The organism is Peptoanaerobacter stomatis (assembly GCF_000238115.1).
In the GTDB taxonomy this organism is placed as follows: Bacteria; Bacillota; Clostridia; order Peptostreptococcales; family Filifactoraceae; genus Peptoanaerobacter; species Peptoanaerobacter stomatis.
The window spans coordinates 50,468-61,141 of sequence record NZ_JH414560.1; the positions used below are offsets into that span (position 1 = coordinate 50,468).

Genomic DNA, 10,674 nt, shown 5'->3' on the forward strand with positions numbered 1-10,674 from the left:
TATTCTACATAAGCATATCGGTTTTTTTTAATATATGTCTTATGGAATTTCTCATAGAATAATAATCAAGGTCATCTGAGCCTATTCTTGCCAAAAAAATAACACTATATCCGCTTTTCAAATCTTTCATCAATCTGATATTTTCTTTTATAAGCCTTCTGAGATGATTTCTAACTACAGCTTTACCGACTTTTCTTGATATGCTTATACCTATCTTTAAATCATCGGTATTATTTTTCATATAGTATATAACCAACTTTTTATTTGCAAATGACTTTCCTCTTGTATATATTTTTTTAAAATCTTCTTTTTTTATTATCATGTCAAAATTCATAACAAAAATAACTCCTATTGAGGCTAAAACAAGCCACCTTAATGTAGATTAAAGTGGCTTTATTTTTAAACATCCGAATAACATATTTATGTTTATTCTCAATTATGCTGAAAGTCTTTTTCTACCTTTAGCTCTTCTATTTTTTATTACATTTCTTCCACCGGGAGTTCTCATTCTTTTTCTAAAACCATGTTCTTTACTTCTTTGTCTTTTTTTAGGTTGGTAAGTTCTTTTACTCATATTGCACCGCCTTTCACTGTTCTTATTTGTTAGTTTTAATCTTAACGGATGTATTAAGACATTAAAAAAATCCCTCAAAGGATTCGGTCATCTTCCTACAATCAATAAACTTCTTGATAAATACATCCCCAAATTCAATAAATATTACTAATCATATATTATAGTAAAAAACCGCCTCAAAATTAGTATATTACAAGTATATGATTTAATTGCAAGGTTTTAATATTAAAACCGCATAAAACGATAGAAATATTATACGTTTTGTAAGGCGATTTGTCAAATTCTTTTTATTTTTTTTATCTTGTTATTTTTTTATTTTCAATCAAAATATAGTTATCCACAGATAAAAAATTACTACATATTGTAATTTTTTTGAAAATTTTTTATAAAAATATTTTTTTTAATGCTAAAAAACACAGTAATAAAAACATTTTTTAAAATTTTTTTATTGAAACTTTTTATTATATTTGATATATTATCTATACCGAAAAACTGTTAAAATGTTTATAAATTTTATCCACTTATTAACATATTGTTTATAACTTTGTGGATAACATTATATTTTTTGTGTATTTATCCACAAAATGTTATTATTATATTGTTTATAATGTGTATAAATTTAAAAACAAATTGTTGATAATTATTTTTTTGAAAATTTTATTAACAGTTTTTTTTATCTTATGCACAAATTTTTTACACTTGAGGTTAATAAAATGGAAACTGATGGTTTGATAATATGGAAAAAGGTATTAAATTATCTGAAAGAAAATGAAAATTCATCTTATATAAATACTTTTTTTTCAGATAAAGCGTCTTATATGCACGAATTTTACAATAACACTTTATTTATAAAATGTGAAAATCCCTTTGTTCTTGAGCACATAAAACAAAATATCAAAAAAATAAATTCTATAATCAAAAATGAATTAAATATAAATAATGTAACTGTACAGCCTATATTAGAAGATTCTGAGATTAAAAAAATAATAAATCCACCTGTTAAAAATTCGGATAATATACTTGCAAAATATACGTTTGACTCTTTTGTAATAGGAAACTCAAACAAATTTGCACATGCAGTATGTGTATCTGTAGCTGAACATCCGTCATTTGAAGTAACAAAAGATGCGCACAATCCGCTTTTTTTATACGGAGGTGTAGGTCTTGGAAAAACTCACTTAATGCATGCAATAGCAAACAGATTAAAAGAAAAAAACAGCAATTACAAAATAGCTTATGTGACATCCGAAAAATTTACAAATGAACTTATAAATTCGATAAAAGAAAAAAATAACGAAGAATTTAGAAAAAAATACCGTTCATTAGACGTGCTTTTAATAGATGATATACAATTCATAGAAGGTAAAGAGGCAACTCAAGAAGAATTTTTCCACACTTTCAACGAATTACATTCAAACAACAAACAAATAATAATTTCAAGCGACAGACCTCCACAAGAGCTCATTACACTTGAAGACAGACTTCGTTCAAGATTTGAAAGCGGAGTTCCAATAGACATACAGGCACCCGATTTTGAAACGAGAGTTGCAATATTAAAGAAAAAATGTGAAATAGACCAAAGAGATATATCAGATGATGTTTTGATACTGATAGCAAAAAATATAAAATCCAATATAAGAGAACTTGAAGGCTCATTAAATAAAGTATGGAGCTACTCAAAAATAATGCAAACTCCTATAACATACGATATGGCTACCGAAGTATTAAAAGATATGTTAAAAAATAAAGAAACGAAGGAACTTACTATAGACTATATAAAACAGGTTGTTGCAAAAGAATTCAATATAAAAATAGATGATTTATCATCAAAAGCAAGACCTAAAAATATAGCATATCCAAGACAAATAGCAATGTATATAGCAAGAGAACTCACTGATTTATCACTTCCGAAAATAGGAGAAGAATTTGGAGGCAGAGATCATACAACGGTGATGCACGCCTGTGATAAAATAAAAGACGATATTGAGAAAAAAACAGATAAAATAGATATTAAAATCGATAAAATTATAGCAATATTAAAAGATTGATTTATAAATGTTGATAAGTTTATAATTATTAAATATTTATTCATAGGTTATCAACAACATTATTAAATAAAAAAAATTAATTTTTTCAAGTAATACACAGACTTATCCACATATTCACAGCTACTACTAATATTACTACTAAAAATTTTAATTATTTTTTTATATTAAAAAAAACACAGCACGAATAATCAATTTAATAATAAACGATAGAAAATAAATACCATACTTTATATATAACACTATATAATTATATTATAAATCATCTATTTCAATAATTATATATATATTCATTGAAAACTTATTTTAAAAAATATATCAAATAAAAATATAAATTATTTTCATTTGTTCATATTATATATGACTACAAATCAATTATTATATAATAATTACAATATTTTTATAAAAATATGTAACCAAATAAATATTAAGAAAGAAAAATATATAAATAATCTTTTAAAATAAAAATTTCTATATTGATTAAAAAAAAGAGCGGAAAGAGGATCTTATGAAGTTTAAAATAAATCAAATGCAACTTTCAAAAGCCATTAGTATAGTTGCAAAAGCTGTATCTACAAAAACTACTATGGAAATATTAAAAGGAATATATTTTGAAATAGAAGATGATAATCTTGTACTTACCGCAAATAATCTTGAATTAGGTATACAGACAAATGTTCCTTGTGAAGTATATGAAAGCGGTAAGATAGTAATAGAGGCTAAGATAATTTCTGATATAATAAGAAAAATGCCTAATGATACTATACATTTTCAAAGCGTTGAAGATACTGATTTTATTGAACTCAGATGCAAGAATTCAAAATTTAATATCAAATATTTAAAATGTGATGATTTTCCAATGCCTGCATATATAGATGAAAGAACATTTGTAAGGCTTGATGCACAAGATTTTAAAGATTTGGTGTTAAAAACAGGATATGCAATATCTAATAACAATCCTAATCCGGTTTATATGTCACACTTTTTTAAAGTAGAAAAAGATGAGTTTGTTATGTTTTCAATAGATGGTTTCAGATTCAGCTTTATGAAGAAAAGATTTGAAGAATCGTCATTTGATGAAAAAAAATTGATATTAAAAGGTAACACTTTAATAGATATCGCTAAAACAATAGAAGATTCTCAAGAAAGTATAAAATTTTCATATGATGATAAACATATTTGTATAATTATAGATAATACAATAATTACAAGTAATCTAATAGTAGGAAATTTTTTAGATTATGAGTCGATAATACCTCAGGCACCTACTTCAACTGCTAAGATAAAATTGTCCGACTTAAAATCAGCAGTGGAAAGAGTATCACTTTTATCAAATAATAAACTCATAAAATTTGAATCAAAAGATTTTATGATGAATATAACCTCAAGAAATGATCAAATAGGAGATGCGAATGAAATAGTTGACATCGAGTTGAACGGAGAAAACTTTACAATAGCATTTAACTGTGATTATATATTGGATGCAATGAAATATATAGATGATGAATATTTGATTATGAATGTAATAAACAGTGTAAGTCCATGCACAATAACTCCTGAAAGCAATGAAGATTACAAAAATGTTGTATTGCCTGTAAGAATAAGATAGTTATATGAGGAGATTTTTATGAAAATTGGATTTGTCAGTGATACACATGGCGATGAAGAATCTCTTGAAAGAGCTGTATCATTTATGAAAGATTATGATGCCATAATACATACAGGAGATGTATTGTCTTATGGCTACAACTCACCTTGTTTTTTGACAGAATATATAAAGACTTTATCAAATATATATTTTGTAAGGGGCAACGGAGATTATTTTGACGGTATGACGCTAATGAATAAGAGTATTGATGATTTTGAGAAAATATTCACGTTCGGAAATTTGAAAATATTTGCAACTCACGGTTTTGTTCATTCTATAGAGCATTATAAACAAAAAGCTTCTGATGCAAAATGTCAAATATTGGTATACGGTCATACACATATTAAAAAAATGGAAAAAGTAGGAGATTTGATAGTACTTAATCCAGGTTCAACTTCAAGACCGAGAGATTTTATAAAGTCTTTTGCATATCTTGAAGATGATATTTTAAAACTATATGATTTAGATACATTTGAAATTTTAAATAAAATGCGAGTTATTTACTAAAGATTTTTATATTTGTTTGTAAGTTGACCACATGGTTTAATATCTCAAAAAGTGTTTATTTTTCAAATATAATTTTTATAGTTAACTGATAATTTTAAATAGCTTTTGTTATTATTTTTAAGATAATATTTTTTAAATATTATCTTGTTTATTTGTAAAAAATATGGTATTATTTTCATACAAATATTAGCATATTAGTATTAGTTATATTGAATATTTTATAGTATGCTTATTTTGTTTTTTTAGATATAATTTATATTCTCAAGTATAAATTAAAAATTTGTTTAGGAGAATTCAATGATATTTAATGCGGGAGACTATGACGTAATAGTTGTCGGAGCAGGTCATGCAGGTTGTGAAGCTTCGCTTGCATCAGCGAGAATGGGATTAAAAACTCTTGTTATAACACTCTCTTTAGAGTCAATAGGATATATGCCTTGTAATCCGTCTATAGGAGGTACAGGTAAAGGACATCTTGTTAGAGAATTGGATGCACTTGGCGGACAAATGGGTTTAAATGCTGATGCCACTTTTATACAAAGTAGAATGCTCAACACTTCAAAAGGTCCGGCAGTACACTCTTTAAGAGTACAATCAGACAAAGAGCAATATCACATTCATATGAAAAAAACTTTAGAAGATCAAATAAATTTAGATATAAAAATGGATGAGGTTGTAGAACTTTTATCAAATGATAATAAAATAACAGGCGTTGTTACAAAATTAGGAGCAAAATATACTGCAAAAGCTGTTATAATATGTACAGGAGTATATTTGGACTCAAAAGTTTATATAGGAGAAGTTAATTTTAAATCAGGTCCTATAGGACTAAATGGAGCTTACGGCTTAAGTGAAAGTATAGAAAAATTAGGTATAGAACTAAGAAAATTTAAAACAGGTACACCTGCAAGAATACACAAAGACTCCATAGATTTCAGTAAGATGAGTATTCAAGACGGAGACGAAAAAATAGTGCCTATGTCATTTTTAAATGAAGGAGAAGATATAGGCTCAAATAAAGTGAGCTGCTATTTAACAAGAACGAATGATAAAACTCATGAAATAATAAAAAATAATTTAAAGCGTTCATCACTTTTTAGAGGTGATATGGATGCTATAGCGGGGGCGAGATATTGCCCGTCTATAGAAGATAAAGTGACAAGATTTGCAGATAAGACTTCCCACCAATTTTTTGTTGAACCTGAGGGAATGGATACAAAAGAATATTATATACAAGGATTTTCTTCATCATTAGCTTATGAGATACAGCTTGAAATGTATCAAACAGTTGCAGGACTTGAAAATTGTAAAATGATGCGTCCTGCGTATGCCATCGAATATGATTGCATAGATCCTCTTATATTAAAACCGACACTTGAAACAAAAAAAATTAATGGACTTTATTTTGCAGGTCAGATGAACTCTACAAGCGGTTATGAAGAAGCAGCCGCACAAGGTTTGATAGCCGGTATAAATGCATCTGCAAAAATTCAGGGAAAAAATGAATTGATACTCACAAGAGATAATAGCTATATAGGAGTGTTGATAGACGATTTGGTAACAAAAGGAACTAACGAACCATATAGAATAATGACATCAAGAGCTGAATATAGATTACTTTTAAGACAGGACAATGCAGATGAAAGATTGACAGAACTCGGAAGATATTACGGCTTGGTTGACGATAAAAGATATACTAAATTTATAAAAAAATATCAAGATATAGATAAAGAAATAGAGAGATTAAAAACTAAAAAAGTTAAACCTGATGAAGTAAATGAAAAATTATCATCTGTAGGAGAAAGTGAGTTATTAGGTCAAATAAGTCTTTATGAGCTTCTAAAAAGGCCTAAAGTAACATATAAACTGTTGGAAGAAATGAATTTTGGAAATGAATTTTTGAGTGAGGAGGTAAAAAAAAGATGTGAGATAGAATCTAAATATGAAGGATATATCAAAAAGCAAAAATTACAAGTAGAAAATTTTGTAAAATTGGAAAACAAAAAGCTTTCAGACAAGCTTGACTATGAAAATATAAAAGGTCTAAGATTGGAAGCAAGACAAAAATTAAATAAGATAAAACCGATAAATATCGGGCAAGCATCAAGAATATCAGGAGTATCTCCATCAGATATATCAGTATTACTAATATATCTTCAATCTATGAGAGATAAAAAAGATTTATAAAACTATTATTTTTCTGTTTTTATCGGATAAATTTCAGTATTAAGATTTGTTAAATTTTATCATTTTAATTTTTTATACCCTTTAATTTTAAGAAATATATTTTTCTTAATTTTCGTAATTCTAATTATTTTTATTTCATAATAAAGGAGACTAAAAATGAATCTTAAACAAAAAATGCTTACTTTTATAGGATTACCGGTGTTATTGGTAATATTTTTATTATCGATAATATCATATTTATATTCTAATAATGTACTTATAAATGAAGAAAAAAATATAATGCATGAAATGGCAGAAAAATATGGTGAAAAAGTTGAAAAAAAATTATTAAAAAACAGTGCATATTTGGAATCACTTACATTGAAATACTCAAATGAAATTCCTAAAGATGATATGTTGTTGCAAGATTTGAAAAATTTTACAACTTCGTTTGATGAAATAAATACACTTTATATAGGTTTTCCAAATAAGAAATTTTTAGACGGTGCAGGTTGGATACCTGATTCAAGCTATGATCCTACACAAAGGGACTGGTACAAAGATGCAATAAATACAGATGGTGTAGCTATATCTAAACCTTATATTAACATATCTGATAATCTTCCGGCTTTCACATTAAGTAAAAGCGTAAAATCAAATAATTCTCTTACAGCTGTTTTATCTATAGATATTTCCATGAAAGATTTGGTTGAATTGATAGAAGAAATAAAGGTAAAAGACACTGGAAAAGCTACATTATATGATAAAGACGGAAATATAGTCGTTCATCCTAAATATAAATTCGGAGACAATGTAAAAGAAATTGAAAACGGAATATTTAGAAAATTTGCAGATAAATTTGCAACAGGAGAAGAAGAATTTTTTGAAACAAGAGTAAATGGAGTAGATAAATTTTATTTCACATATCCTATAAAAGGGACAAGTTTGGTTTTAATGCTTGATGTTCCTAAAAAAGAAGTTCTTGCACACTCAAATAAACTTGCAAAATTTATGTTTATATTGGGAATGGTTTCATTATTAATGATTTCGGCAATTATATATTTTGTGGCAATATCTATAACAAAACCTATTACAAAATTGAGTTCATATATACAAAAAATGTCTGAATATGATTTTACTTTAGACAGCACATCTTCTTCTGATTCATATTTGAAAAGAAAAGATGAAATAGGTTTAATATCAAGATCTGTATTACAATTAAAAAATATGATGAAAGATGTAATGAAGTGTGTAAATGATATATCAGCTAAAGTTGCATCATCATCTGAAGAACTTACAGCATCAAGTCAACAATCAGCATATACAGCTGAACAATTATCAAAAACTATTGAAGAAATATCACAAGGAGCTATGACTCAAGCTGAAGATATGCAAAAAGGCCAAGAAGCTATGTCAGTTATGCAAAATGTACTTGAGGAGAATGAAAAAATAATAGAAAATTTAAATTCTACATCAAAAGGAGTATTTGAAGCAAGAGAAAAAGGAATGATTTCAGTAAATGAACTGATACAGGCATCAGAAAAATCTAAGGAATCATCAATAGAAGTAAGTAAAGTCATAAAAAATACAAATGAAAGTGCAATGCATATATCATCAGCAAGTGATATGATAAAATCAATAGCAGATCAAACAAATCTTCTTGCATTAAATGCAGCAATAGAAGCAGCAAGAGTAGGAGAGGCAGGAAGAGGATTTGCAGTTGTTGCTGAAGAAATAAGAAAATTGGCAGAACAGTCAAATACATTTACAGAAGAGATAAAAGTTATAGTATCAAATCTTACTTCAAAAACTGAAGAAGCTGTTAAAATAATGGATGAAGTAGGAGAAATAATGCACAACCAAACAGATAAAGTTGAAAATACTAAAAAACAATTTGACAGAATTTCATTAGAATTGAATAAAAATATACAATCAGTAGAAAATTTGAATAAATCAGGTAAAGATTTGGAAAATACCAAAGAATCATTACTTAGAATTATAGAAAATCTGTCAGCTTTATCACAACAAAATGCCGCATCAGCGGAAGAAACAACAGCAAGCATACAAGAGCAAACAGCATCAGCACAAGAAATAGCACAAGCAAGTTCACATTTGGCAGAAATGGCACAAGATTTAAGTTTAATGGTATCAAAATTTGAAATATAAAAATAATATATAATATTAAAATTTATTTTAAAGATTTGATAAATATATAGCCGACAAAAAAATAATACCTTTTAAATGGATACAATAATTATATTTTGGTTATATGTTTACTTAAAAAGACAGATATTAATTAATATTAATTCTCTATATAATAGATTAATTTATATAAGAAATATATAAACAGTATATTTTATTAAATTCAATACTGTTTATTTATCAGTATATTGAGTTTTAGTATCAGTATCTGTCTTTTTGTTATACTTTTATCTAACTTAAATATAGATATTTTTATAATATTTATTTATATTTTTTAGTTTAACAGACATTATATATGGTAAATATAGTATATTATATGTATTATTTCAAATATATAAAATGATAGGAGAGTTGATATGAAATTAAGAAGTAAAATGTCTGTATTCATAGGATTGCCTGTATTATTGGTATTGTTGATACTTTCAGTCGTATCATACAAATATTCTGACAGACTGTTGGTAAATGAATCAGAAAATTCTATGAAAATGACAGCAGGAAAATACGGCTCCGATATAGAAAGTATAATATCAAAAAATACGGCATACATTGATGTTATATCATTGGAGTTAGGTCAGGAAACAAACTCGAATGAAAGAATATTGAAGACTTTGCAGTATTATTCAAAAAATTTTCCTAATACATTAGGATTTTTTATGGGCTTTGAAAACGGAGAATATTTAGACGGAACTGATTGGGTGCCTGACATATCATTTAATCATAAGACAAGAGAGTGGTATAAAAATGCAATAGCAAAGGATATATCTGTAATATCAAAGCCATATCTAAATGCAATAGATAATTCATTAATAGTATCTATAAGTAAACAGGTAAAGTCGTCAGATGGCAAAATAAAAGGAGTAGTAGGAACAGACATATCAACAAAAGAAATCATAGAAGAAGTAAATAGTATAAAAGTAGGAAAAACAGGAGCGGCGTTCTTATTAGACGGAGAAGGAAACTTTATGGTGCATTCAAAATACACCCTAACGGACAACATATCAACAGTAGAAAACGGAGATCTTCAAACAAAAGTAAGCAACTTTTTATCAGGTCAACCAGACTTTTTCCAGGCAAAAGTAGGAGGAGTGCAAAGATTTTATTTCACATACCCGATAAAAAACACAAACTGGGTATTAGCCCTATCAGTACCAAAAGCAGAAGTATTAGAAGGATCATCAACACTCGGCAAATTTATGATAATACTAAGCATAATATCACTGATAATAGTAATAGCAGTAATATACTTAGTAGCAAACTCAATAACAATACCGATAATAAAACTAAGCCAGTGCGTACAAGGGATGGCACAATATGATTTAACCCTAACAGACAAATCACCATCAGTAATATACTCAAAAAACAAAGACGAAATAGGAATAATATCAAGAGCCCTAATACAAGTAAAAAACACAATGAAAGAAATAATGACAAACGTAAACGATTTAGCAAGCCAAGTATCAGCATCATCAGAAGAATTAACAGCAACAAGTGAACAATCAGCCCAAGGAGCAGAACAAATATCAAGAGCAATA

Annotated in this window: 8 protein-coding genes; 6 read left to right on the forward strand and 2 right to left on the reverse strand. The window is 27.1% G+C overall.

All coding sequences use genetic code 11. From position 1 onward, the window contains the following. Window positions 1-4 precede the first annotated feature (4 nt). Both rnpA and rpmH read right to left on the reverse strand, forming a co-directional pair. A complete protein-coding gene (gene rnpA / locus HMPREF9629_RS08775) occupies window positions 5-334 on the reverse strand; it encodes a ribonuclease P protein component (protein WP_009526047.1) in 330 nt (109 codons plus the stop codon). A 102-nt stretch (window positions 335-436) separates the two neighbouring features. Next, window positions 437-574 carry a 50S ribosomal protein L34 gene (gene rpmH, locus HMPREF9629_RS08780; protein ID WP_009526048.1) on the reverse strand — a complete coding sequence of 46 codons (138 nt, stop codon included), beginning with the start codon at window positions 572-574 and terminating at the stop codon, window positions 437-439. A gap of 713 nt (window positions 575-1,287) precedes the next feature. Here rpmH and dnaA point away from each other — a divergent pair. The 6 genes from dnaA to HMPREF9629_RS08810 all read left to right on the forward strand — a co-directional run. Beyond that, window positions 1,288-2,622 carry a chromosomal replication initiator protein DnaA gene (gene dnaA / locus HMPREF9629_RS08785; RefSeq protein WP_009526049.1) on the forward strand — a complete coding sequence of 445 codons (1,335 nt, stop codon included), beginning with the start codon at window positions 1,288-1,290 and terminating at the stop codon, window positions 2,620-2,622. Between the two features lie 505 nt (window positions 2,623-3,127). Then, window positions 3,128-4,228: a DNA polymerase III subunit beta gene (dnaN, locus tag HMPREF9629_RS08790; protein ID WP_009526050.1), complete on the forward strand. Its 1,101-nt coding sequence runs from the start codon at window positions 3,128-3,130 to the stop codon at window positions 4,226-4,228. An 18-nt stretch (window positions 4,229-4,246) separates the two neighbouring features. Then, on the forward strand, window positions 4,247-4,774 hold the full coding sequence (yfcE, locus tag HMPREF9629_RS08795) for a phosphodiesterase (protein WP_009526051.1): 528 nt from the start codon (window positions 4,247-4,249) through the stop codon (window positions 4,772-4,774). A 297-nt stretch (window positions 4,775-5,071) separates the two neighbouring features. Further along, window positions 5,072-6,961: a tRNA uridine-5-carboxymethylaminomethyl(34) synthesis enzyme MnmG gene (mnmG, locus tag HMPREF9629_RS08800; protein ID WP_009526052.1), complete on the forward strand. Its 1,890-nt coding sequence runs from the start codon at window positions 5,072-5,074 to the stop codon at window positions 6,959-6,961. 156 nt (window positions 6,962-7,117) lie between these two features. Further along, window positions 7,118-9,106, forward strand: coding sequence for a methyl-accepting chemotaxis protein (locus HMPREF9629_RS08805; RefSeq protein ID WP_009526053.1), 1,989 nt, complete (start codon window positions 7,118-7,120; stop codon window positions 9,104-9,106). A gap of 392 nt (window positions 9,107-9,498) precedes the next feature. Next, window positions 9,499-10,674: cache domain-containing protein (locus HMPREF9629_RS08810; protein ID WP_009526054.1), on the forward strand; the 1,176-nt coding region annotated here is incomplete at its 3' end.

Bases quoted from the DNA above. Each gene is read 5' to 3' on its own strand.
- mnmG (WP_009526052.1), top strand. From the start codon at position 5,072: ATGATATTTAATGCGGGAGACTATGACGTAATAGTTGTCGGAGCAGGT.
- dnaN (WP_009526050.1), top strand. From the start codon at position 3,128: ATGAAGTTTAAAATAAATCAAATGCAACTTTCAAAAGCCATTAGTATA.
- rpmH (WP_009526048.1), bottom strand. From the start codon at position 574: ATGAGTAAAAGAACTTACCAACCTAAAAAAAGACAAAGAAGTAAAGAA.
- rnpA (WP_009526047.1), bottom strand. From the start codon at position 334: ATGAATTTTGACATGATAATAAAAAAAGAAGATTTTAAAAAAATATAT.
- yfcE (WP_009526051.1), top strand. From the start codon at position 4,247: ATGAAAATTGGATTTGTCAGTGATACACATGGCGATGAAGAATCTCTT.
- HMPREF9629_RS08805 (WP_009526053.1), top strand. From the start codon at position 7,118: ATGAATCTTAAACAAAAAATGCTTACTTTTATAGGATTACCGGTGTTA.
- dnaA (WP_009526049.1), top strand. From the start codon at position 1,288: ATGGAAACTGATGGTTTGATAATATGGAAAAAGGTATTAAATTATCTG.